Origin of the sequence: Planosporangium thailandense, from assembly GCF_011947195.1 — a bacterium.
Lineage (GTDB): Bacteria > Actinomycetota > Actinomycetes > Mycobacteriales > Micromonosporaceae > Planosporangium > Planosporangium thailandense.
In genome coordinates this window covers 439,692-463,992 of sequence record NZ_JAATVY010000002.1, presented here as the reverse complement: position 1 = coordinate 463,992, position 24,301 = coordinate 439,692, and the positions used below count along the sequence as shown (strand labels likewise).

Sequence of the window (24,301 nt, the reverse complement as noted above, 5' to 3'; positions counted from 1 at the left end):
CATGAGTAAGAAGTTAGGAGGAGCGGCAGCCATGTCCGATCGCTACACCAGCTTCGCCAACACGCCCGCCGGCCGGGCGGTGGTCAAGCGGCTCGGCCTGCCCGAACCGCTACGGCTGCGCAGATACCAGCCGGGCGACCCCGACGTGGCAGGCACCGTGCTGGTCGGCGGCGCCGGTCGGCTCGCCGACCCGGTACGCAAGCTGCTCCGGTCGCTGGGCGCGGCGATCGAGGGCGACGGCCCGTACACGGGGCTGATCTTCGACGCGACCGGCATCACCGACTCGGCCGGGCTCCGCGCGCTCTACGACTTCTTCCACCCGGTCGCCCGCTCACTTCGCCCGTGCGGGCGGGTCGTCGTGCTCGGCACCGCGCCGCAGGACTGCGCGAATCCGCGCGAGGCCACCGCACAGCGGGCGCTGGAAGGGTTCGTACGCTCGGTCGGCAAGGAGTTCGGCCGCGGCACCACCGCGCAGCTCGTGTACGTCGCACCGGGCGCCGAGGACGCGATCGAGTCGACGCTGCGGTTCCTGCTGTCACCGAAGTCCGCGTACGTGTCCGGCCAGGTCGTACGGGTCGGGCCGGCACACGTGGATCAGCCGAAGGACTGGACCAAGCCGCTGGACGGCAAGATCGCGCTCGTCACCGGCGCCGCCCGCGGCATCGGCGAGGCGATCGCCCGCCTTCTCGCCCGCGACGGCGCCCACGTCGTCTGCCTGGACGTCCCGGCGGCCGGCCAGCCGCTGTCGGCCGTCGCCAACGACATCCGCGGCAGCGCCCTCCAGCTCGACCTCACCGCCGCCGACGCGCCGCAGCGCCTGGTCGACCACTTCTCCGAACGTCACGGCCGCGTCGACATCGTCGTGCACAACGCCGGCATCACCCGCGACAAGACGCTCGCCCGGATGTCGGAGGACAAGTGGGACGTCCTGATGGACGTCAACCTGTCCAGCCAGGAGCGGGTCAACGACGCGCTGCTCGCGGCCGACCTGCTGCCGGCCGGCGGACGGATCGTGTCCGTGTCGTCGATGTCCGGCATCGCCGGCAACCGCGGCCAGACCAACTACGCCGCGTCCAAGGCCGGCGTCATAGGCCTGGTCCAGTCGTACGCGCCGGTGCTCGCGGACAAGGGGGTCACCATCAACGCGGTGGCGCCCGGCTTCATCGAGACGCGCATGACGGCGGCGATGCCGATCATGGTTCGCGAGGCCGGCCGGCGCATGAACAGCATGTCCCAGGGCGGCCAGCCGGTCGACGTGGCCGAGACGATCGCCTGGCTGGCCAGCCCCGCGTCGGCGGGCATCACCGGCAACGTGGTCCGGGTCTGCGGCCAGAGCCTGCTGGGGGCGTGAGTATGGCCGTGGAGGAGCTGACCGAGGTACCCCGGCTGGGGCCGCTCTACCGCGGCGCGGGGCTGACCGCCGCCCGGCACAGGATTCTGGGTGGGGGAGGCGCTCCGGACACGCTTCCGGAGACCGAGCTTCGCGTACGCGAGGTCGCCGTCGACCGGGCCCACCTCGCCCGGTACGACCGGGTCTGCGGGTTCCGGCTCAGCGACGAGCTTCCGGCCACGTACCCGCACGTCCTGGCGTTCCCGCTGGCGGTGGCGCTGATGGCCCGGCCCGACTTCCCGCTCGGCCTCGTCGGACTCGTCCACGTCGCCAACCGCATCGAGGTGCGCCGGCCGTTGACCGCCGCCGACCGTTTCGAGCTGCGGGTACGGGCGGAAGACCTGCGCCCGCACGAGCGCGGCCGGCAGGTGGACCTCGTCGCCGAAGCGCTCGTCGACGGCGAGATCGCCTGGACGGGCCGGTCGGTGTACCTGCGCCGGGAGAAGAGGTCCGGGTCCGGCGGGGGCGACCGCACCGGACCGCCCGGCGGGGGCGACCGGCGGGCCGATCGCACCGCCCCGCCCGACGCGAGCGCGTTCTGGCGGGTCACGCCCCGGGTGGGCACCGACTACGCCGACGTGTCCGGCGACCACAACCCGATCCACACCTCCCGGATCGGGGCACGGCTGCTCGGCTTCGCGACCCCCATCGCGCACGGGATGTGGAGCAAGGCCCGGTGCCTGGCCGCGCTCGAAGGGCGGCTGCCCCGCACGTACGGGGTCGACGTGTCGTTCAAGCTGCCGGTGCCGCTGCCGTCGACGGTGGCGTTCAGCGCCACCCGGTCAGGCGTCGAGGACTGGCGGTTCGCGCTGCACGGTGCGAAATCCGGCAAGCCGCACCTGTCCGGGGAAGTCATCCACAGGCCGTAACTTCGGGGTCCCCGGACGGCGGACCGATCCATAGACTCTGGTCGGTTCGCCAGCCCGGGGAGGATCGCATGACCCAGCCGTCGTTTCGCGTCGACCCGGCGCGGTTGGCGCCGATCGCCGACAGCATGGATCGGCTCGGCAACGCCCTCACCGGGGTGTCCCGGTGCCTGCGTCGGTACGCGAGCGGTGACGACGCCGTGTTCGCCGAGTACGGCGCGGCCAAGGCCTGGAGCGATCTGCTCAAAGTGTGGACGGACGAGGTGAAGATCGCGTCCTGGGCGGCACACGAGTGGAGCGGGTCGGTGCGGGAGGCGATCGACAACTACGTAGGCGGCGACGCCGACGCGGCCGAGCGCCTGGGCCCTCGCTGAGCGGCGCCTGACGACGGGGAGACGACGGTGGGCGGGACCGCGCTCGAGCGGCTGGAAAAGATCAAGAAAGCCATCGACGACCACTACGGCTTTCTCGGCGTCACGTTGCTACTCCGTGAGGTGGAGCGGGCACAGCGGGAGCCGCCGCCACGTGGGTCGGTCGACGAGCTCGACAAGCGCGTGGCCGCGCTCCGGGCGGCCGCGCACGAGTGCGACGCGCAACGTACGTTCGCTCGGACCGAGGTCAGGGACAGGGTGTCGGCCGTCTGGACCGGTACGGCCGCTGACCGCGCCGAGACCTGCGCCATGGCGTTCGACCACGAACTGCGACGCACCGGGGAGGTCTTCGACGAAGCCGCGCAGGCGCTCGCCCGGTTCGTGGAGGCGATCGGTGAAGCCCGCGCGACCGACCGCCGCGGCCGCGGACACCTCGAGTACGCGGTGTCCCTGCTGGACGGCCTACGGCTGCGCGGCCCGTTCGACTACGACAACGCCACCATGGAGCACGCCCACAACGAGGCGAAGGCCGGCATCTCGGCGATGGTCGCCGGCGCGCGCCACCTCGACGAGGCGAGCCGGCTGCTGGCGCGGCAGTTCGCCGAGCTGTCGGCGCGGGCGCACGCCGCCCGGATGAGGCTCACCGGGCTGGACAACCTCGAACAGCTGGTCATCGCGGACGCCGCCGTCCCGGGCGGCCCGTACGACGCCAACCTGATCCTCACGGCCGCCGCGGCGAGCCGCGCGGACGCGAACCTCTTCACGCTCAGCCGGGACGACCGCAGATCCTTCATCGGGCTGGTGCACGAGTGCCGCTCGCCGCAGGAGCAGGCCTACCTGCTGCAGGCCCTGGCGGCGGGCTACAGCGTGAAGGAGATCAGAGCCTTCGACTCGAAGATTCACGACCACGCCGGCGACCCGCGCTGGCTGCGGCAGCACCTGACGCCGATCGGCGAGATCGCGGGGCCCGACCGGCTCCACCGGCGGCGCCCGGTCGAGTTCGGCGGCCGGCCGTGGGCGCAAGGCCCCGAGCCGACCTGCGTGGCGATGTCGACCGTGCTGGCCCGGGCCAAGGTCGACCCGCTGTACGCGCTGGAGCTGACCACCGGCGGCCACCCGGGTGACCCGGCGTACGACAACGGCGACGCGTTCGCCCGGCGGCTGCGCGATGAGCAGCACCGCGTCTACGACGGCGGCCGCAACTGGCTGCAGGACCTGTTCGGCCGCGACGGCATGACCGAGGGACAGGCGCGCGACGTCGCCGACGAGCAGGTGGCCTCGCACACCGGCGCGCACTACGACCAGGTGTCGGTCGACTCGACCGGAGACCGCCGCAACGTCCTACCCGACGTGGAGAAGTCCGTCGACCAGGGGCTGCCGGTCACGTTCACCGTCTCCGACGGCCGGCAGGGCCACGAAATGGCGATCGTGGGCCGCCAGGGCGACATGCTGGAGGTGTACAACCCCTGGGGGTACACGGTCTGGGTGAGCGAGGACGACTTCGTCCACAACCGTATGAACGTCGTCGGTGACGGCGTCCCCGCCGCCGTGCACGCCGTCAACGTGGCCCGACGTTAGGAGGCTGCCGTGCCGCCCATCCCGGGTACCGGCCGCACCGACCGCGAACTGGCCGACCTCGACGTACCCGCGCTGCTGCGCCACGGACTGGCCGCCGGCGGACCCGCCAACGCCGAACTGTTCGGCGACGCGCGGATCGCGGCCGCCATCGCCGCCGACCGGGCGGGCGTGCGGCCCCGGTCCCTGGCGTTCCTGGCCGAGGTGGTCCGGCGGGGCGGCATCGGCTACGCCGCACAGCTACCCGAGCCGCTGCCGGGCGCCGCGCGCACCGCGCTGGCCCGCGCGTGGTTGACGGCGGCTACCGGCGCGTCCGGTCCGGACGCCGACGAGGACTTCGCCCGGTGGCTGGAGGCCGTCGCCGTGATCCTCGGCGTACGCCAGCGGAGCGCGCGGCCCTCGCATTAGCGGACCGTCACCGCCCACACCGTGTCCCGTCGGTCCGCGCCGCGGTCACAGCCCCGGAAGCAGTTGTGCAGCGTGATCACCACGGTGCCGGCCCGGCGGGCCGCGAAGACGAAGTACCGGGTGCCGGCGCCACCGCCGACCGCCGGGCCGATCAACCGGTCGACGATGTTGCCGGCAACCTGCTCGCTGCGTACGAGCGCGACGATGCCGTCCGGCGCGACGGTGGCGGTCCAGTGGTCACCGACCGAGGCCCCGCGGTCCGGCACGGCCAGCGCAAACCGGTGGCCGGGACCCGCGACCACCGGCGAGCCGCCGTCGGTGTGGATGTCGCCGTATCGCACCCGCTGGACCGCCCTGGCCACGCCCACACCGATGAGTCCGATCACCGCCACGGCCGCGAGGACCGACAGCCACCACCGCCGACGCAGCACCGCGCGATCCCTCCCCTTGAGGCCCTGCGTCAATGTACGCAGCAACCCCGACGCCAGGGTGTCCCCACCTGAGGGCGGGCAGGCCGGGTAACGTGGGCGAGCGTGACGAGCCAGCCACCCATCGCCAAGCGGGTACCGTCCGAGCGGGTACACCACGGCGACACTGTGATCGACGAGTACGCGTGGCTACAGAACAAGGACGACCCGGAGACGATCGCCTACCTCCAGGCCGAGAACGCGTACACCGAGGAGGCGACGGCGCATCTGGGCGCACTGCGCGACGCGCTCTTCAACGAGATCAAGAGCCGTACCAAGGAGACCGACCTGTCGGTGCCCACCCGCAAGGGCGGGTTCTGGTACTACACGCGCACCGTCGAAGGCAAGCAGTACGGAATCCAGTGCCGGCGGGCCGTCGCGATCGGCGAGACCGACCCGCCGTCCACCGGGGACGGCTCCCCGCTGCCGGGCGAGGAGGTCCTCCTCGACGGCAACGAACTCGCCGCCGGTAGGAACTTCTTCGCGCTCGGCACGTTCGACGTCAGCCCCGATGGGCGGTGGCTGGCGTACTCGTGCGACTTCGACGGCGACGAGCGGTTCACCCTGCGGATCAAGGACCTCCTCAGCGGCGACGTGCTCGACGACGAGATCCCGAACACCTTCTACGGCTCGGCCTGGTCCGGCGACGGGTCGGTGCTGTTCTACCTGACCGTCGACGAGGCGTGGCGACCCAACCGGGTCTGGCGCCACGTCCGGGGCACGCCGACGGCCGAGGACGAGATCGTGTACGAGGAGCCCGACGAGCGGTTCTGGGTCGGCGTCGACCTGACCCGGTCGGAGAAGTTCATCGTCATCGACGTGCACAGCAAGGTCACCAGCGAGGTGCACGTCATCCCGGCCGATCTGCCGACGTCCCCGCCCCGCGTGATCACGCCTCGGCGGCAGGGCGTGGAGTACTCGATCGAGCACCACGGCCACCGGTTCCTCATCCTGCACAACGACGGCGCGGAGGACTTCGCGCTCGCGTACACGTCGGTCGACACGCCCGGCACCTGGACGCCGCTGATCGAGCACGAGCCGGGTACCCGACTGCTGGAGGTCGACGCGTTCGCCCGGCACATGGTCATCTCCCTGCGCTCGGGCGGCCTCACCGGGCTGCGCGTGATGCCGTTCGACGGCGGCCCGAGCTACGACATCGAGTTCCCCGAACCGATCTTCGCGGTCGGCCCGGACGCCAACCCCGAGTACGACACCAGCACCTTCCGGCTGCACTATGGATCACTCGTCACGCCCGACTCGATCTACGACTGCGACCTGGATACCGGCGCGCTGATGCTGCGCAAGCAGAAGCCGGTGCTGGGCGGGTACGACCCGTCGCGGTACGAGCAGCACCGCGAGTGGGCGATCGCCGAGGACGGCACGCGGGTACCGATCTCGATCGTCTGCCTGCGCGACACACCACGGGACGGCTCGACGCCGCTGCTGCTGTACGGGTACGGCTCGTACGAGCACTCGATGGACCCGTGGTTCTCGATCCCCCGCCTGTCCCTCGTGGACCGCGGTGTCGTCTTCGCCGTCGCGCACATCCGGGGCGGTGGCGAGATGGGCCGCCGCTGGTACGACAACGGCAAGATGCTGGCCAAGAAGAACACCTTCACCGACTTCATCGCCTGCGCCGAGCACCTGGTGAAGTCCGGCTGGACGGCCAGCGACCGGCTCGTGGCGCGCGGCGGGTCGGCCGGCGGCCTGCTCATGGGCGCCGTCGCCAACCTGGCCCCGGAGACGTTCGCCGGCATCGTGGCCCAGGTCCCGTTCGTCGACCCGCTCAACTCCATCCTGGACCCTTCGCTGCCGCTCACGGTCACCGAGTGGGAGGAGTGGGGCAACCCGCTCGACGACCCGGACGTGTACGGGTACATGAAGTCGTACTCGCCGTACGAGAACGTGGCCGACCGCCGGTACCCGGCGATCCTCGCCATCACGAGCCTGAACGACACCCGGGTGCTCTATCACGAGCCGGCGAAGTGGGTGGCGCACCTGCGCGCCACCGCGCCCGGCGCGAAGGTGCTGCTGAAGACCGAGATGGGCGCCGGCCACGGCGGGCCTAGCGGACGGTACGACGCCTGGAAGGAAGAGGCGTTCGTCAACGCCTGGGTGCTGGATCTGGTCGGCCGGGCCTCCTGAGGCCCGTGATCTCGGGGCCGGCCCGGATGCGGACCGGCCCCGAGGTCGTCGGGTCAGGCGTTGGTCTGCGCGTTGTACACGTTGACGGCCGCGTCACCGAAGTGCGGGCTGCGCTCCTCGTCGGAGGTGTCGCTCGGGTGGTAGCTGACGTTGCCGATCAGGTACCCCCAGCCACGCGAGAGCTGCAGGTCGTCCAGCCAGGGGCCGCCGCTCGCACCGTGGCCCTGGTCGCAGTGGATGGCCTGCTGGTTACCGGCCTGCCAGGTACCCGAGATGCAGTACCTCAGCTGCTGGCCGTTGATCCCGGAGCGGGCCGGGTGGGTGTCGTACGGGTACCCGAATTCGTAGGCGTTCCAGTTGTACCCGTAGTTGAACTTGTACCCCTGCCAGCCGGTACGGTCGGCGACCTTGACCCCGTTCTGCGGCCACAGCGTGATGGCCGCGAGGTCGTAGTCGAAGTTCGCGCCGTTGAAGTACGCGGTCGGCGTGGAGGCGGACTTCCACACCCACCTGCCGAGCGGCGACACACCGTCGTGGTAGTCCGGCACGAACGAGAAGTTGCTGTACCAGTGCTGCGCCCCGTCGGTGACGCAGTGCCCGGCGGTCCAGATCATGCTGTGGTTGCCGGAGTTCACCACGGACGCGGTGCACTCGGCGTTGCCCTTGGGCGTGGTGAAGTACAGCTTGCCGACCGTGGTCGCCGGCATCACGCCGTGGCTGGTCCAGACGGCGGACTGTGTGACAGCCATCGGCCCGATGGCCAGGTCACCGGTCGCGCCGCTACTCGCGCCGTTGCTCGGGCCGGCCACCTTGGCCGGCAGCGCCCCCGGCGCCGACGTCGCCGGTAACCGGTGGCTCTGCGCCGGCGCCGCCCGGGTCGCCGCTGCCGCCGGCACCGGTGCCTCCTTCGCCGCCCGCATCCGCTCCGGCGTCCAGTACTTCTGTACGTCGCTGACGCTCTGCGTCGACCGCTTCACGACCGCCGCGTTGGGGTCGGTCGGCGCGGCGGCCCATGCGGTGCCGCCGCCGATTCCCGTGGTGATCATCCCCGCGACCACGACGGCTCCCAGGATTACCTTGCTGGATCGCACTCGCGCCTCCCTCAGGCGTCTGCGCCCGGTTTCGGCTCCCCTCGGGAGGTGACTCGGGCACCACCCGCCGTTCCGGGACGCAACGCAGAGAAGCCTGTCGAATACCGACCGCCGACCCGGTCGTAGATCCGACACGGATGGTGCGGGTTGTCGACGCTCGTCGTCGCCTCGGAGGATCAACGGATCCGCGCTGGCGCGGATCCGTTACCGTCGAAGGGTTGCCGACCGCTGTGCGGCCGGTCGCGTGGTTTCAGCCACTGAGCGGGTCGTCGGCCGCTTTGCCGCCCTCGTGCGGGCCTCGTACGCCCGTCGTACGGGCCCCGTACGGGCCTCGTGCTGGCGATCGGTCGCGCGTGAGGTCCGGTGTCACGCGGAGCGCGAAAGCCGACACAGGTACGCCCGAGCGACGTCGGGAAGCGGGCGGATCCGGTCAGCCCGGTCGGTCAGCCGGTCGCGCGCAGCCCGAGGCCGTGGCCGTCCGGCTGGGTGATCGTCAGCGTGTCGGCGGCGATGTGGATGGCGGCTCGCCCGGTGAGCGCGGCCAGCACGGCGGACTCGACACGAGCGGCGTCGCCGTCGCACGCCCGCTTGGTCACGGTGACCGCGTCGAACGTCACCGTGTCGCCGTCGCGGCGCGCGCTCGCGCTGAGTGTGTTGCAGCCGGTAGAGCCGGTCACCCGACCGTTGGGGTCGAACGTCAGGTACGCCGTCACGCCGGCCGGGATGGAGCTGGTCTGCTGACCGCCGAGGATGGACTCGACCGTCCAACGGGTACCCACCAGCGGCCGGTCCGGGTCGACCGAGCGGCGGTCGGTGAGCCGCAGCTCCGCCTGTACCGTGCGCAGCGTCAGGTGGTCCCCGTCGAGCTGCCAGTTCGGACCGGCGGTGAGGAAGCTGGACAACCAGGCGTCCTGTTGCTGGCCCTCGGGTCCGCACGCCATGTCGGTGGACATCACCTGCGACACGACCAGCCGGTCACCGTCGACCCTGGCCTGCCCGGCCAGTTGGTTGCAGCCCGCGTGCGCCTGCACCCGGCCGTTGTCGAAGGTCAGCCGGATGCGGGTACCGGCAACCAGCGGCCGGGGCTGTCCGTGCTCGGTGACCGCGGTCGACAGGAAGGTTCGCTGCCAGAGCGGCTGAGGCGCCGCAGATCCGCCTTTGGCCGCACACCCTCCTGCGGCCACCAGTACTGTCGTCAGGACTACCGGAGTCAGTCGCGCCGTCATGCCGATATGACGGGTCCGTGACGGCGCGGGTTCCGCCGCCGCGTCGCGTCAGGTGTCGTCAAAATGTCAGATGGCGCTGACCGCCTTGATCACGGAAAGTGTTGCTATCACAACGTGAGCGTTCCACGATCACGCGCTGCGACCTTCGCCCAGCTTCAGGAGTGGTACACGTTGGCGCGGTGGTCGATGCGCATGACATGAACGATGCGAGCGTTGTCGTCAATGCGATAAACGACCCGGTAGGCGCCGCGCCGAGCGGAGTGATAGCCGGACAGGTCGCGAGTGAGTGGCTTGCCGACCCGATGGGGATTATCTAGCAGCGGGCCGGAGATGAACTCACCTACGGCCATCGCCACTGCGAGAGGGAGGCCGGCGGGGGGTGCCTCGGTCAGCGTGCGGCGCGCTGCGGGCGCTAGCGATAGGCGGTACGCTTCGTCAGCCACGGCGCTCCCGGTCCGCCCGCTCAGTCAGCAGGCGCTTCAGTTCGTCGGCGTCAACACCTTCACCAGCGGCAATATCGGCCTCAGCCTGGCGGATCTGGTCCAGAGCGCCAGGGGTGGACAGCAGATCCAGCGTCTCCTCGAGGGCTTCGAGGTCGGACACGGCCATGATGACCGCCTCCGGGCGTCCGTTGCGGGTGATCACAACTCGTTCGTGGGTGTCACGGACCTCGTCGAGGACAGCGGACAGGCGGGCCTTAGCGTCGGCCAACGGCAACGTCGTCATGACTACAATTCTAGTCACCGACGCAGCATCGTCCAATTCCCGCCGCCGCATGCCCCCGACCGGTTGTACACGGCCTGTCATCGCTGTTCGGACGGCCGCCTTAATCTCCTCGACGAGCAGCTCAGGATCACGTGACCGGATCAGCTGCGGGTCGACGACCAGGTCACGTAGCGGTCCACCCGCCGTGACGGTCGCGCGTACGCGTCCGTCCGCAGACTTGGCGAAGCTGGATCCGACCGCGTCGGCCATCGACCGCGCCTCCCCCTCGCAGTAATGGAGAGAAGTCTATGGAACCGACGGCCACCTGGGTTGCCGGCCGAGGCCGGCCTCCCGGGCGGTCTGGCCCGCGGCGGCCCGGTCGGGCGCTCCGATGCGGTCGAGCAGGGCCGACACCTGGTTGCGCACGGTCTTGGGCGCGAGGTGCAGGGTACGGCTGATTGTCAGGTTGTCGGCGCCCTCGGCGAGCAGTTCGAGCAGGTCCAGTTCGCGCTGGGTGAGGTGGGCGAACCTTTCGCCACCCCGTGCCGGCCGGTTGGTGGCCATCGCGCGCGCTACGCGGGGTCCGACCTCGGGTGCGAGCACCATCTGCCCGGCCGCCGCGGCGCGCACCGCGCGCTCGATGTCGGCGCTGCCGGCGCCCTTGACCAGGAATCCCGCCGCGCCGGCCGCGAGCGCGCCGGACAGGTGCGCGTCGTCCTCATGCAGGGTGAGCACCAGGCACCGGCAGGTTGGCACCTGACGTGCCAGCTCACCGATGACGCGTACCCCGTCGAGCTGCGGCATGTCCAGGTCGACGATCGCGACGTCGGGACGCAGCTGGGTGGCCAGCCTGATGGCGCTCCGGCCGTCGGCGGCCTCGCCGACGACCTCGAGATCCCCCCGACGCTCCAGGACGAGGCGGAGCCCTTCCCGCACGATCGGGTGGTCGTCGGCGATGAACACCTTGATCGGCCGGCTCACGACGCGACCTGCCGAGCCAGGGGAAGGCGGGCCAATACGGTGGTGCCGGTGTCACCGGTGATCGTCACGGTGCCCCCTGCGGCGGCAGCCCGGTCCCGCATCGACCGGAGTCCGGTACCGCCCCCGCTGGGATCGTCGCCGTCGGCGTCGAGACCCTGACCGTCGTCGCTGATCTCCAGCTCCAGCTCGTTGCCGGTGTCACGCAGCTGGATGCGGCAACGGGTCGCCCGACTGTGCCGGATCACGTTCGTCATCGCCTCCAGGCAGATCTTGTATGCCGCATCCTCGACCTCGGCCGGCAGTTCCGGCAGCAGGCTCGGGGTGTCGAGGTCGAAGGCGGGCGCGTTCGGCGAGCGCAGCCGGGCCGCTGCCGCGGCGACCGCGGCGGACAGTCCCAGCTCCTCCAGCTCACCCGGCCGCAACTCCCGCACGATCCGCCGGACGTCTTCGGTGGCGCGGGTCGCTTCGCCATGCATACGCCGGGTCAGCGCGCTGAGTTCGCCGTCGCCGGCCAGGTCGGCGGCGACCTCCAGGTGCAGCGCCAGCCCGGCCAGCCTCGAACCGAGCCCGTCGTGGAGGTCCCGGTGGATCCGGAAGCGCTCCTCCTCCCGGGCCACGAGCAGCCGCTGCTGCGCGGTACGCAGGTCGGTCAGCAGTCCGACCACCCGGGCGGCGACGCCGCTGTGCCGGGCGAGGTCGGACAGCAGCTGCCGGTCCAGCGGCGACAGAGTCTTCGCGTCCGGCCGGGGCGCCACCACCAGCCGGCCGACGACCTGGTCGCCGACACTGATATCGAAGCTCTCCAGGGTGCTCTCCACGTTCGCCGGGCGCCGGCCGCGCTGCCGGGTCGCCTGCCAACCGGCATCCGACCAAAGCTCCACTGCCACGTACGGCAGGCGGAGGCTCTCCGCGGCGGTGTCGACCACGGCGGACAGCAGCGACTCCGGGTCGTCGGAGGCCTCCAACCGCACCCCGAGGCGATGCAGCACCAGTTGCGGGTCACCGCCGGTACCGAACAGTCGGTGGGTGATGACCCGCTGCGCGGCCGCGCGGACCGGGGCGAACGCGACCGCGACCAGGCCGGCGCCCGGTAGGGCGGCGGACGGCCCGTGCTGGCCGCTCAGCGCGACGGTCACCGCGGCCGCACCGAGGTACAGCCCGAGCAGCACCGCGCCGCACACCACCGCGACCAGCCCCCGGTTGAGCGCCAGGTCCAGCTCGAACAGGTCCCGCTTGACGACCGCGACCGCGACCGACGCCGGGAAGATCAGCAGCAGCAGACCGAATCCCCACGTGCCCGCCGGTACCGCGATCCACTTGCCGACGAGTATCGCGGCGATCGCCGTGGCGAAACCGAGCAGGACGATCTGGGCCCGGCGGCGTGCCTCGGCGTCTTTGCGCAGTCGCACCCACCGCACGAGCATGAGCAGCAGGGCGCCGAGGACGCACGGCTCCCAGACCAACTCGGCGACGATGTCCGATCCGCCGAGGTGGTCGATCCGCGGCCCCTCGATCACGGCCCGACCGGCCATGACCGCACAGAACAGCAGTGGCGCCGCCGCAACCGGCAGCCACGGCCGCCGGCGGAACCAGCCGACGGGCCGGGGGAAAGCGAGCGCGAAGAGCAGCATGCTGATCCCGGTTACGAGGTAACCGCCGATCCCGGCCAAGGACCAGACTGCCGCCCACGGCCGGGCGACGAGGTCCAGTGGCGTCGTCCATGCCCAGGACGAGACGTCGTCCGATGCCCAACCGGCCGCGAAGATCAGGAACGCGTGCGCCGCGAGCTCACCGGGGCGCCGCCACAGCAGCCAGCACGCGAGCCCGAGCATCGCGAGCGAGACCAGTGCCGCGTCGGGCTCCCCGGCCGTGATCAGGTTGAGCAGGTCGGGGCGGGCGGCGACGCGTACCGGTACGTCGCGCACGTCAGAACCGTGCCGGATGCGGTAGGTCAACACGTCGCCGGCGTGGACGGACCGGGCCGGCCGCTCGCCGCGCAGGTACGCCGATACCGGCACGCCGTCGACGGCCAGCAGGACATCACCGCCCTGAATGCCGGGGACCGTCCCGACAGGTTGCAGCGCGACCACGCCAGCGGCTTCCCCGCTGCCGGGCGGTGCCGTCAGCACATTGTCACTGGGCAGCAGCGCCTTCACAGCGAACAGGAGCGCGGGCACACCGATCAGCCAGATCACGATCCCGACGGCCCACCGCCGGGATCGGCGCATCACTCGCTCCTCGACCACGCCGCCCCCCTTCACATCGAACCCGATGATCCGGTACCCGGCGTCCCCGCGTCGTCGGACGGATGTCCCGAACATCGGGGACGCGCAGGTACTCCACGTCGGGACGCCGGCGGTCCGACGCTGACCGGGCCGGAGGTTCAACGCTCCGGACCGATGAACGGAGGAGTCCACATGCGAACAATCCGACCGGTGACCGGGGTGCTGGCCGCGGCGGTCACCACCGCGGCGGTGATCGGGGCGGCGGCCGGTCCGGCGGCGGCGAACAGCGCGTCCGCGAACAGCGCGACGGCGAACAGTGCGGCGGGGCGGGACCGGATCACGGTGCACCCAGGTGAATCGATCCAGCACGCCATCGACGCCGCCCCGGCGCACGGGACGGTCGTCGTGACCGCTGGTACGTACCGGGAGAACCTGCTCATCACCCGGCCGGTCACGCTGGCCGGGCAGGGCACGGTGACCCTGGTGCGGCCGGCGACGCTCAACCGCAACCTCTGCACCGACGACCCGGACGCCATGGTGGACGGCCAGCCCTCGCCGGTGGGGATCTGCGTTCTCGGCACGCTGGCACTGCCCGACCCCGGTGAAGGTGACCTGCCGACCGTGGTGACGCCGGTCGCCGACGTACATCTGAAGGACCTGACGGTGGCCGGCTTCACCGAGGGCATCGAGGCCGTCGGCACCCGCGGGATGACGGTGGAGTCGGTGACCGGACGCGACAACGCCGACTCGGCGCTGCTGAGCTTCTACGGCGACGGCACCGTGCTCTCGCACGTCACCATGACGGGTACGGCCGGGTTCGCCGCCGCGTCACTACGGAGTTCCCACGACGTCCGCGTCTCCGCGAGCCGCTTCACCGGCAACACCGGCATCGGCCTGGCCCTGCTCGACACCAGAACCGGCACGGTGTCGGGCAATGTCCTGACCGGCAACGCCATCGGCCTGATGGTGGCCGACACCGCCGACCCCCACCCGACCGGCGACCTGAGGATCACCGGCAACGACATCAGCGACAACACGCGCTACTTCCCGGGCGACGGTGACGCGCCGTCCATGAGCGGAGCCGGGGTGGTGCTTCTCGGCACCAACGAGGTGACCGTCTCCGGTAACCGGATCACCGGCAACGCGCCGAGCAACCCGGCCGCGTTCGGCGGCTACGGCGTCGCCGTACTCGATGCCGGCGCGCTGACCGGCGGCGCGGCCCCGACCGGCAACCGGGTGACCGGCAACCGGATCAGCGGCTCGCCGGTCGCCGTGAACTACGACGGCAGCGGCTCCGACAACACCATCCGCGGCAACCAGATCAGCTGACCCGAAACCCGGAGGCACTCATGACCGAGAACCGATCCCGACTGCCGCTCGCCGGTGTACTCGCCGGGCTCACCTTCGGCGCGGGCCTGTTCACCCTGTTCACGATCCCCGGTGGCGGCGACGTCACCGACCAGCAGATCACCGACTTCTACCACGACGGCGGGCGCCGGGCGACGGCCCTCGGGCTCTACTTCGTCCTCGTCGTCGGTAGCTGGCTGATGACCTGGTTCTTCACCGAACTGGCGGCCCGGCTGGAGCCCGGCGCCTTCACCGGATTCGTCCGCCGGATGGCGGCGGTGGGCACCGCGGCCGTCATCGTCGGCGGCGCGATCGCGCTCGCCCCGTCCAGTGTGCAGATGAACTCCGGGCGGCCGTTCGTGGGCGTGGCGATCGCGCAGACGTTCGCCCACGCCGGTCTGCTGGTCGCGATCGTGGGCGGTGTCTTCTCCTTCGCCGCGACCACGTTCGCGGTGTGCCTGCGGGCGCCCCGGACCCGTGCGCTGCCGGGCTGGGTCGCCGTCAGCGGCATGGTGGTCGCCGTACTCCTACTCACCTCGTTCGTGGTCGCCCCGGCGGTGCTCCTGCCGCTCTGGGTGATCGTCGCGGGGCTCGGTACGCGGCGCGCGCCGGCCGCCGCGCATGGCCCGGTCACGGCCCACGCCACTGCTTGATCCGGGGGATTGATCACGGACGGTGCGGGTCGTCACGGCGATCCGCACCGTCCGTGCTCGCGGGCTGATCCGGCCGGGTGTCACTCGCCGGCTGATCCGGCCGGGTGTCCAGCTCCTCGGAGATCAGCAGGCCGGCCAGCAGCGCCGGGTCGATGTTGCCGCCGCTGATGACGGCGACCGTACGGCCGGCGGGCAGCTCCGCTCGATGATGGAGATAGGCGGCCACGGTCACCGCGCCGCTGGGCTCGGCCACCAGCCGGGCCGAGCGGGCCAGCACCGGGACGGTCGTGAGGATCTCCTCCTCGGAGACGGTGACGATGCCGTCGAGCCGCTCGCGCAGGTGCGCGAAGGTCAGCTCCGACAGGGCGGTCCGTAGACCGTCGGCGATCGTGCGGTACCGCTCCTCGGTGCTCCACGGCCGCAGCCGGCCCTGCGCCAGGCTGTCCGCCGCGTCCCCGGCCAGCGCGGGCTCCACCCCGATCACCGCCGCGTCCGGTACGAGGGCCTTGATCGCGGTCGCCACGCCCGACGCGAGCCCGCCACCGCCGACCGGTACGAGTACGACCTCGACCTCGGGCAGGTCCTCGGCGATCTCCAGGCCGACCGTGCCCTGGCCGGCGATGATGTCGCGGTGGTCGTACGGCGGGATGATCGTGAGCCGCCGGGCGGCGGCCAGTTCGGCGGTACGGCTCTCCCGCTCGGCGGGCGGGACCAGGACGACCTCGGCGCCGAGCGCCCGGATGGCGTCGACCTTGACAGCGGGCGCGCCCTCGGGAATGACCACGACGACCGGAGCGCCCACGACCCGTGCCGCGTACGCGAGAGCCTGCCCGTGGTTGCCCGACGAGTGGGTGATGACGCCGGCCGCCTGGGCTTCGCTCGGCAGCGACATGAGCGCGTGGACCGCTCCGCGCACCTTGAACGCGCCGACCGGCTGGAGGTTCTCCGGCTTGAGCCACAGGTCCGGGCCGATCGTCCACGATGGAAGGAGCGGGGTGCGCACCGCGATTCCCGCGATGCTCTTCGCGGCGGCGCGTACGTCGTCGATGGTGATCATTCAGCCGGACCTCACGTTACATTTGCCACAGATCGCCACAACCCACAATGCCAAAATCTCCGGGTTCCACCAGGGTCGTCACCCCTGCGGGTGCGACGGCGCGCGGCCCTCAGCCGTTGCCGTTGGCGAGGCGTTTGGCGGCGTCGTACCCGAGGTGCAGGAAGTCGGCGCCCGCGATGGCGCTCGCGATCCCCATTCCGAACCGGGTCAGCCGGGGCGCGAAGATCAATCCGGCGGCGAACCCGCCCGCGACCCAGACGGCCGTACAGAAGGGGCAGGTCAACAGCTCCCCGAAGGCGTGCTGCGCGCCGGTGCCGCGCGGGCTCTCGTTGATCTCCGCTTCGCCGGCGGAGCCTTCGAACTTCGTGACCGGCGCGCGCAGCGGGCTGGTGACCGCATCCTTGGTGAGCAGTCGGGACACCTTGTGGGTGGAGATGGCCAGCAGCGCCAGGTCTGACGCGGCTGGCCGGTCGGGCAGCCGCTTACCGGTCAGTCGAGCGGCCGCGGCCACCGCGGCGGCCGCGCCCGCATAGACGCTCATCGCGATCGCGTAGCCCTTGAGGGGGCGCTCGTCTGGGGCTTTCTCCGCGTAACCCTGCACGGCACGGAGCGCGGTATCGGTGTGTCCCATGCCATCCATGGCTACCCCGGCCGCAGCAGGACAAAACGCCGGGCAGCCCGCCCTGATCTTCACCGCCGGTCGGGGCTTCAGAAGGTGCGACGACCTGGTCGCCGAAGTTCCATTCCCGTTAGAATATATGTTCGAAAGAACATGAACGGAGGATCTCCGTGACCACCCCCACTCCCACCCTCAATCCGTACGTGACATTGCTGGGCTTCGCCCGCTACGTCGGCCGCACCGGCCCATCGCGGGCATCCTTCGTCGGGGGGCTACGCCGCCAGCGCGCCAGCCACTCCGGCTTCAACCCGCACAGCTCCCTCCTCAAGGCGCTGAAGGCCGACATCCAGTTCCGGACCGAGGGCACCCATCTCGACCAGGTGCGCACCGCGGTCAAGGACCGCTGGCGGCCGCTTTACAACGTCCTCGTGCCCGCGACCAAGGCCTACCTGTGGACGCTCGGCGACCTCTCCGAGTGTGAACTGGTTCGCCCGCAGGAGGTGGTCGCGTTCGTCGGCCCCCTGCCGGTCAAGATCAACCCTCAGTTCGGGCTGCGCTACGCCGACGGTCGGGCGGAGGCGGTCCGGCTGCTCTTCGACGAGGAGCGGCCACCGCGCGAGGCGATCCTGGCGACCCTGCACCTGACCCAGCGCCACATGGACGACGTGCTGCCGGGCGCCGAAGCCGTCGTCGTCGACGTGCGCCGCGGCGAGGTGCACCGCACCGACGAGCTGACCAAGCCGGAGCAGCTCGAGCAGTGGCTCGCCGGAGAGGCGGCGGCGTTCGCCGCCACCTGGAACGCGGCGGCCTAGCGAGACACCGGGACGCGGCAGCCCACCCGGGCGCGAGCCCGGGCACCCGCGCCCGGGCTACTGCGCGAAGATCCGCGACAACACGGGCTGGAGCTCGTTCTCCTCGTCCGGATCGACCAGGAGGAGCACCTCGTCACCGGCGCACAGCACGGTGTCGGAGTTGGGTGGCAGCAGTCCGCCGTCCCGAACGACCATGCTCACCCAGGTCCCCTCACCGAGTGGCAGGTCGCTGACCCGGGCGCCGTCGGCCGGCGCCCCGGGCGCCACCCGGAACCGGCCCACCCCCTGCGGCTCGTGCCGCAGTCGTACGCCCAGGCTCCACGGCTCCGGCGGCACCGACCGCAGCGGCACGCCCAGCCGGTGCGCGACCGTCGGCAGCAGCCCGCCCTGGACGATCACCGAGAACGCGACCACGACGAAGATGAGCTGGTAGAGCAGTCCGGCATCGGGACCGTGCGCCGACAGGATGAACGCGCCGAGCAGAATCGGCACCGCGCCCTTGAGCCCCGCCCACATCACCAGCAGGCGCTCGGGCCAGCTCAGCCGCACCGGGAGCAGCAGCAGCCCGACCATGACCGGCCGGACGACGAACGCCAGCAGCACGGCGAGCCCGAGGCCGATGGCGATCGCGTTGTGCTGCGGCAGTTCGCGCAGCTGGATCGTGAGACCCAGCAGCACGAACGCCACGATCTCGGCGAGGCTGGCGAGCGAGGAGTGGAACCGCTGGATCTCGCGCTTGTACGGGGCACGCTCGTCGCCGAGCGCGATCCCGGCGACGAAGACCGCCAGGAAGCCCGAGCCGTGCAGGACGGTCGCCGCGCCGTAGATGGCCAGCGCACCCGCGAGTACCCGCAGTGGGTACAGCGGGCCGGACGGCAGCGGTACCCGGCGCATCAGCAGGATCAGCCCGGCCGCGCCGAGCAGACCCACGGCCGCGCCGATGACCATCTGCAGCACGAACTCGGCGGCGACGTGGAAGGCCATCCCACCGCCGCTGCCGCCGGCCACCAGCAGGCTGACCAGCAGCGCGATGCCCACCGGGTCGTTGGCGCCGGACTCGCCCTCCAGCAGAACTCCGCTGCGCCCCGCGATCTCTTTTCCGCCCAACACGGAGAAGACGACCGCCGGATCCGTCGGCGACAGCGCCGTGGCCAGCAGCAGCGCGGCCCGCCAGTCGAGGCCGAACAGCGCGTGCGCCAGGACTGCGATCGCCGCCGCCGTGGCGAGTGTCCCGACCACGCCGATCCACAGCGTGGCGCCGGCCGCCGAACGCAGCCGCCGCCGGCCGATGTGCATGCCGCCGTCGAAGAGGATCACGGCGAGCGCCACGGTGACGACCCGCTCGACGGTCCCGATCGGAATGGCGCCCAGCCGCGGCCAGAGGTCGGAGGCGGCGGCCGCGCAGAGCAGGAAGATCGCCGGAGTCGGGATGCGGAACTTCGCGCTCACGCGGCTCGACAGGACGGCGGCGAGGCCGACGACCGCCACGGCGAGTACGACCGCGCCGAACGCTTCGGTCTCACCCATGGGCGGCCCGTCGACGGACGGGAGGCAGCGAGCTCATGTCGGGCCTTTCTGACGCGCAGGATCAACACGCGCCGACCAGACTTCCCGGCTCACCTCGTGTAACTGTAGTTGCCACTGTGATCGTGCCGGCGTACCGGTGGGAACCGCTCCGACCTGGGCCGTTGAAGATCGATAGCGGCAAGTACCCAACCTTGCCGATCTATCGCGCTACGCTCTCGTATCGGTCACCGTCACCACGGAAGCCTACCGAGCGTACAGGGTAGGTGTCCGTGAGCAATCGGGTGTTCCCGCCAACGGGTGTGTGGCCATGCCGGAGCCGAGGAGGGGCTGGATTGCGCGGCCACATAGACGCCGCCGCGGATGACGCCGGAGAAGGCGGGCGACCGACGGCATCCGGGCCGCTGACGGCATCCGGGCCGCTCGCCCCGGTTGAGTTTCTCCGCCTGGCCATCGACCTCGCCGCCGCGTTGGACGAGTGGCACCGGCTCCACGGGCCGCACGGGGCCCTGGGTCCCGACGTGATCCGTGTCGGCCCGACCGGAGCGGTCCGGCTCGTCGCCGGCCCGGCCGGGCCGCCCTCCGCTGCGCACGCCGCGCCCGAACCCGGCTACCCGGCGCCCGATCCCGCCTACGCCGCGCCCGAACAGAGCGGCCGGCTCGAGCGCGGCATCGACGAGCGCACCGACCTGTACACCCTCGGCGTGCTGTACTACCGGCTGCTCGGCGGCCGGCTGCCGTTCGACGCGGAGACCCCCGCGCAGTGGCGGCGCTGCCACCTCACCGAGAGCCCGCGGCCCCTCGCCGAGCTCGTGCCGGAACTGCCACCGGCGCTCGGCGAGATCGTCGCCCTGCTGCTGGAGAAGTCGCCGGACGACCGGTACCAGACGGCTCGGGGTCTCGCCACCGACCTGGAGCGCTGCCGTGAGGCGCTCGCCGCGGGCGAAGCCGGGCGCGCGCTGCTGCTGCGCATCCGCGACCTGCCCGACCAGCTGGTCTTCACCGGCCGGCTGCACGGGCGGGAGCGGCAGCTCAGCCGGCTGCAGGCGGCGTACGACCGGGTCGCGGCCGGCGGGCCGGCCGAGCTCGTCGCGGTCACCGCGGACGCGGGCCTGGGCAGGTGGGCCACGGTCGCCACCTTCACCGACTCGATCGTCACGGGCGGCGGCCGGACCCTGCGGGCCGGCTGCGCCCACGACGACGGCCAGCCGTACGCGGCCGTCGCCCGCCTGCTCACCGACCTCGCCGACCAACTCGTCGACGCGCCGGCCGAGCAGCGCAGCCGGATCGCCGACGCGGTGGCCGGCGGTGGTCCGGCGCTCACCGAACTCGTTCCGGCGCTGCGCGCCGTCTTCGGCGACGCGCCGTCGCCGGACGGGTCGGCCGCGACCGCGCGACAGCGGGTCCAGCTCGCGGCGCGACGACTCCTGGGCGCGGTCACCGCCCCGGGCCGGCCGCTCGTGGTCGCCATCCGTGACGTCCAGTGGGCCGACGAGCCGACCGTCGACCTGCTGCGGTACGTGCTGGCGGCGCCGGACGCACCGGCGGTGCTGGTCGTCGTGACCTACCGTCCGGCCGACGTGGGGCCGGACCATCCGCTCCAGGCCCTTCTGCGCGACGAGCGGGTGACGAGATCGTCGGTCGCGCTGCGGCCCCTGGCCGACAGCGCCGTGGCCGGTGTGCTGTCCGAGACGCTGGGCGTGAGCATGCGGGAGGCTTCCTGGCTGGCCCGTACCGTCGCCTCCCGGACCGGTTCGAACCCGCTGCTGGTGACGCACTATCTGCACGCGCTCGCCGACCGGGACCTGTTGGCGTTCTCCGCCGACGGCGTGATGTGGCAGTGGCAGCACCACCGGGTCGACGAGGAGCGCCCGGCGGCCGACCTGACCGCGCTGGTCCGGACGACGTTGGCCGGCTTCCCGGCAGATGTCCGGCAGGTACTCGAGCTCGCCGCGGTGCTGGGGTCGCGCTTCGACACCGCGACGCTGGCGACCGCGACGGAGCGGGCCGGGATCCGGCTCGACGGCGCGTCCGGGCAACGCGAGCCGGCGCGGGTGGTCGCGCTCCTGCGGCCGGCCGTGCGCGCGATGCTGGTCACCGGCGGCGCCCGGCCGGGCGAGTACCGGTGGCGACACGAGCGGTTGCGCACCGCCGTCCTGGCCGAGCTCGACGAGCAGCGCCGTGCCGAGCTGCGGCTGGCCGCCGGCCTGGCCCTGGCGCCGCACCCCGGGCGGCTGTTCGAGGCCGTCGCCGCGCTCAACGCCGCCGCAGGCCTGCTGCCGCCTGGCGACGAGCGGCGGCGCCTGGCCAAGCTGAACCTCGAAGCCGGTACCCGCGCCGTCCGCGTCGGCGCCGTCACGGAGGCGCGCGGGTACCTGCGGACCGGACTGGCTCTGCTCGGCGGCGAGGCCTGGCGCCGGTGGCCCGATCTCACCCTCCGGCTGCACGTCGCATCGGTCGAGGCCGAGCGCGCCGCCGGCAGCTACGAGACGGCCGAACGGCTGCTCGACACGGCCGCCGAATACGTCACCGACCCCACCGACCGGGCACGGCTGCTCGGCGCGCGGGCCGTGCTGCGCCGGGACGCCGGTGACGACGACGCCGCCCTGCGCTTCGGGGTGGACGCCCTCCACCTCCTCGGGCTGCGGGTCCCGGCCGACCCGGCCACCTGGCGGGAAGCGGGCCGGGAGGCCAGCGAGCGGCTGCGCCGGGACGTCGACGACGCTGTACTCGACGCACTCACCCGTACCCCGTACTGCGCCGAACCGTGGGTGGTCCTCGCCGGTGACCTCATTGCCGACCTCGCCCAGCCCGTCTGGCCGGACCGCGAGGGCCGCGACCTGCTCGCGACGGTCGGGGTCGACCTGGCGGTCGCGCACGGTCCCACCGCCACGACCGCGTACCTGCTGTGCCGGCTGGCCGCCGTGTTCGCCGACGGACGCCAGGACGTGGACGCCCTGCGCTTCGCCGGGGCCGGGCTGCGGCTGCTGGAGCGGCCCGGTACCCGCTACGCGGGGGTGACCCGCGCGACGGCCGCCGTCCTCGGACCCTGCTGGCTCGACGGGCCCGCCTCGATGATCCGCGAGCTGTACGCCGCGTACCGGACCGCCGTGGAGGAGGGCGAGGCCCGGCTGGCGCAGCGCATCGGCGCGGTGTACTCGGTGCACCTGTTCGCCGTGGGCACGCCGCTGGACCAGGTCGCCGCGGATCTCGAAGCGCGGTGGCGGTTCGCCCAACGGCACGGCGTCGACGAGGCGGCCGGCGCGGTGAACCGGCTGCTGGAAGAGGCGGTGGGCCGGCTACGACCGGTGTCGGGTACGTCACCCGCTCCGACCGCCCGGGAGGACGCGACCAGGCAGCGGATCGTACGGGGTGAGTACCGCTACTACACCGTGGTCGGGCTCTCCCCGCTGCTCGCGCCGGCGCACCTGCTCGACGACGACGACCCTGCGCTCAGCTACGTGATCGGGCGGATCGTGGCGCGTTCCCCCAGCACGTTCCTCACCGCCGAAGCGGTCTTCTGGCATGCGTTCTCGTTGGTGCAGCGGTGCGAGAACACCGCGCCGGAGCAGCGGGACCCGCTGTACGCCGAGCTGGCGACGCTGCAGGACCGGTTGGACGACCTCGCCGACCGCGGGCCGGCTCTGCTGCGGGCGCGCACGCTGCTGTTGTCGGCGGAGCGCGCGCGGCTGGCCGGTGACGCCGAGCAGGCCCGCGTCCGGTACGACCGGGCGATCGTCGCCGCCCGCGAGTCGGACTTCATCCGTTCCGAGGCGTTCGCGGCGGAGCGGGGTGGCCGGCACGCCCTCGCCTGCGGCGAGGTCGGTGACGCCGTCGCGTACCTGCGCCGGGCGCGCGCCTGTTACCAGCAGTGGGGCGCCGAGACCAAGCTCGACCAGCTCGACGAGCTGTTGGCTGCTGCCAGCCGGCCGGTGGGCGCCACCCGCGCGCTCGACCAGCTCGACCTGCTGACCGTGGTCCGGGCGTTCCGTTCCATCTCCGGCGAGCTGCGGCTCGACCGGCTCGTCGGCGTCCTGTTGGAGCTGATCGTCGCGCACTCGTCGGCCGAGCGGGGGTGCCTGCTGCTGGCCGACGGGGCCACCCTGCGGCCGGCCGCCGCGGCCGAGGTCCGGCGCGACGGCATCCACGTCGACGCCGACGTCGGGGTCGAGGCGCGCGGGCGGCTGCCGATCGAGGTGCTCGAGTACGTCGGGCGCAGCCGGACGGTGCTCACGGGGGGGCCGGACGAGCTGCTGCGGTTCGCCGCCGACGACTACCTGGCCACCCACCGGCCCCGGTCGGCGCTCTGCGCGCCGATCGTGCGCGGTGACACCCTGCTCGGCGTGCTGTACCTGGAACACCGGCGGCTCGCCGCCGCGTTCTCCGACGTCTACCTGGATCTGCTCGACGTGCTGTGCGCGCAGGCCGGGGTCGCGCTGGAGAACGCGTCGGTGCACGCTCAGCTGGTACGGGCCAACCGGATCCTGGACGTCACGTTCGACCGGATACCGGTCGGGCTGGTGCTGTTCGGGCCGGACCTGACGGTGCGCCGGGTCTCGCCGGGCGCCGTGGAGATCACGGGGTGGCCGGTCGTACCGGGTACCCCGTTGGCGCGGCTTTTCGACGTCATGGCGCCGACCAACCGCGCCGGCGTCCCGTACCGGTACGAGCCGGGCTTTGTGACGCGGCCGGAGTGGGTCGAGCCGATCGAGCGGGAGATCATGATCCGCACCCCGGAGGGCGGGCGGAGGCGGCTGTCCGTCTCGGCGATCCCGTTGCGGGACGAGGCCGAGGGCCTGGTCGGGGTGACCGTCCTGGTGTCGGAGGCGTGACCGGCGG

20 protein-coding genes are annotated in these 24,301 nt (G+C 72.2%); 10 read left to right on the top strand and 10 right to left on the bottom strand.

The window, feature by feature from the left end:
- The first annotated feature begins 31 nt into the window (after positions 1-31).
- The 5 genes from HC031_RS04930 to HC031_RS04910 all read left to right on the top strand — a co-directional run bounded on the left by HC031_RS04930 (position 32) and on the right by HC031_RS04910 (position 4,610).
- Complete coding sequence (locus tag HC031_RS04930; protein WP_167923927.1) at positions 32-1,351, top strand: 3-oxoacyl-ACP reductase; 1,320 nt, start codon at positions 32-34, stop codon at positions 1,349-1,351.
- 2 nt (positions 1,352-1,353) lie between these two features.
- Positions 1,354-2,259 (top strand): MaoC/PaaZ C-terminal domain-containing protein, encoded by a 906-nt coding sequence (locus HC031_RS04925; RefSeq protein WP_167924058.1) that lies wholly within the window; start codon positions 1,354-1,356, stop codon positions 2,257-2,259.
- Between the two features lie 68 nt (positions 2,260-2,327).
- A complete protein-coding gene (locus HC031_RS04920) occupies positions 2,328-2,630 on the top strand; it encodes a hypothetical protein (protein ID WP_167923926.1) in 303 nt (100 codons plus the stop codon).
- A gap of 27 nt (positions 2,631-2,657) precedes the next feature.
- Positions 2,658-4,205: a hypothetical protein gene (locus HC031_RS04915; protein WP_167923925.1), complete on the top strand. Its 1,548-nt coding sequence runs from the start codon at positions 2,658-2,660 to the stop codon at positions 4,203-4,205.
- 9 nt (positions 4,206-4,214) lie between these two features.
- Entirely contained in the window at positions 4,215-4,610 is a 396-nt protein-coding gene (locus tag HC031_RS04910) for a hypothetical protein (protein ID WP_167923924.1), read from the top strand.
- Here HC031_RS04910 and HC031_RS04905 read toward each other — a convergent pair.
- A complete protein-coding gene (locus tag HC031_RS04905; protein WP_167923923.1) occupies positions 4,607-5,041 on the bottom strand; it encodes a protease inhibitor I42 family protein in 435 nt (144 codons plus the stop codon). The two genes, HC031_RS04910 and HC031_RS04905, sit on opposite strands and share 4 nt — an antisense overlap.
- A gap of 102 nt (positions 5,042-5,143) precedes the next feature.
- On the opposite strand from HC031_RS04905, the gene HC031_RS04900 reads away from it, so the two are divergent.
- Complete coding sequence (locus HC031_RS04900) at positions 5,144-7,222, top strand: prolyl oligopeptidase family serine peptidase (protein WP_167923922.1); 2,079 nt, start codon at positions 5,144-5,146, stop codon at positions 7,220-7,222.
- 53 nt (positions 7,223-7,275) lie between these two features.
- Here the strand turns inward: HC031_RS04900 and HC031_RS04895 are convergent, their stop codons facing one another.
- The 6 genes from HC031_RS04895 to HC031_RS04870 all read right to left on the bottom strand — a co-directional run bounded on the left by HC031_RS04895 (position 7,276) and on the right by HC031_RS04870 (position 13,453).
- On the bottom strand, positions 7,276-8,313 hold the full coding sequence (locus tag HC031_RS04895; protein WP_167923921.1) for a trypsin-like serine peptidase: 1,038 nt from the start codon (positions 8,311-8,313) through the stop codon (positions 7,276-7,278).
- A gap of 443 nt (positions 8,314-8,756) precedes the next feature.
- Positions 8,757-9,539: an META domain-containing protein gene (locus tag HC031_RS04890; RefSeq protein ID WP_167923920.1), complete on the bottom strand. Its 783-nt coding sequence runs from the start codon at positions 9,537-9,539 to the stop codon at positions 8,757-8,759.
- Between the two features lie 155 nt (positions 9,540-9,694).
- Positions 9,695-9,889 carry a type II toxin-antitoxin system RelE family toxin gene (locus HC031_RS04885; RefSeq protein WP_167923919.1) on the bottom strand — a complete coding sequence of 65 codons (195 nt, stop codon included), beginning with the start codon at positions 9,887-9,889 and terminating at the stop codon, positions 9,695-9,697.
- Between the two features lie 85 nt (positions 9,890-9,974).
- Positions 9,975-10,514 (bottom strand): type II toxin-antitoxin system prevent-host-death family antitoxin, encoded by a 540-nt coding sequence (locus HC031_RS04880; RefSeq protein WP_167923918.1) that lies wholly within the window; start codon positions 10,512-10,514, stop codon positions 9,975-9,977.
- Between the two features lie 36 nt (positions 10,515-10,550).
- Positions 10,551-11,225, bottom strand: coding sequence for a response regulator (locus tag HC031_RS34250; RefSeq protein ID WP_167923917.1), 675 nt, complete (start codon positions 11,223-11,225; stop codon positions 10,551-10,553).
- Positions 11,222-13,453 (bottom strand): sensor histidine kinase, encoded by a 2,232-nt coding sequence (locus tag HC031_RS04870; protein ID WP_167923916.1) that lies wholly within the window; start codon positions 13,451-13,453, stop codon positions 11,222-11,224. Before HC031_RS04870 ends, HC031_RS34250 begins: the two co-directional genes overlap by 4 nt.
- Before the next feature lie 189 nt (positions 13,454-13,642).
- Here HC031_RS04870 and HC031_RS04865 point away from each other — a divergent pair, with 189 nt between their 5' ends.
- The gene (locus HC031_RS04865) at positions 13,643-14,779 is read left to right on the top strand and encodes a right-handed parallel beta-helix repeat-containing protein (RefSeq protein ID WP_167923915.1); all 1,137 of its coding nucleotides are present in this window, start codon (positions 13,643-13,645) and stop codon (positions 14,777-14,779) included.
- A 20-nt stretch (positions 14,780-14,799) separates the two neighbouring features.
- Entirely contained in the window at positions 14,800-15,450 is a 651-nt protein-coding gene (locus tag HC031_RS04860; RefSeq protein ID WP_167923914.1) for a hypothetical protein, read from the top strand.
- A 13-nt stretch (positions 15,451-15,463) separates the two neighbouring features.
- On the opposite strand, the gene HC031_RS04855 is transcribed toward HC031_RS04860, so the two are convergent.
- Both HC031_RS04855 and HC031_RS04850 read right to left on the bottom strand, forming a co-directional pair.
- Positions 15,464-16,507 carry a threonine ammonia-lyase gene (locus tag HC031_RS04855; RefSeq protein ID WP_167923913.1) on the bottom strand — a complete coding sequence of 348 codons (1,044 nt, stop codon included), beginning with the start codon at positions 16,505-16,507 and terminating at the stop codon, positions 15,464-15,466.
- Between the two features lie 109 nt (positions 16,508-16,616).
- Positions 16,617-17,138 carry a DUF1360 domain-containing protein gene (locus tag HC031_RS04850; protein ID WP_167923912.1) on the bottom strand — a complete coding sequence of 174 codons (522 nt, stop codon included), beginning with the start codon at positions 17,136-17,138 and terminating at the stop codon, positions 16,617-16,619.
- Positions 17,139-17,296: 158 nt separating this feature from the next.
- Between HC031_RS04850 and HC031_RS04845 the strand changes: the two genes are divergently transcribed.
- The gene (locus HC031_RS04845; RefSeq protein WP_167923911.1) at positions 17,297-17,938 is read left to right on the top strand and encodes a hypothetical protein; all 642 of its coding nucleotides are present in this window, start codon (positions 17,297-17,299) and stop codon (positions 17,936-17,938) included.
- Between the two features lie 57 nt (positions 17,939-17,995).
- Here the strand turns inward: HC031_RS04845 and HC031_RS04840 are convergent, their stop codons facing one another.
- Entirely contained in the window at positions 17,996-19,465 is a 1,470-nt protein-coding gene (locus HC031_RS04840) for a cation:proton antiporter domain-containing protein (protein ID WP_167923910.1), read from the bottom strand.
- A 332-nt stretch (positions 19,466-19,797) separates the two neighbouring features.
- Here HC031_RS04840 and HC031_RS04835 point away from each other — a divergent pair, with 332 nt between their 5' ends.
- Positions 19,798-24,294, top strand: a complete 4,497-nt coding sequence (locus HC031_RS04835) for an AAA family ATPase (protein ID WP_167923909.1) — start codon at positions 19,798-19,800, stop codon at positions 24,292-24,294.
- Positions 24,295-24,301: the final 7 nt, after the last annotated feature.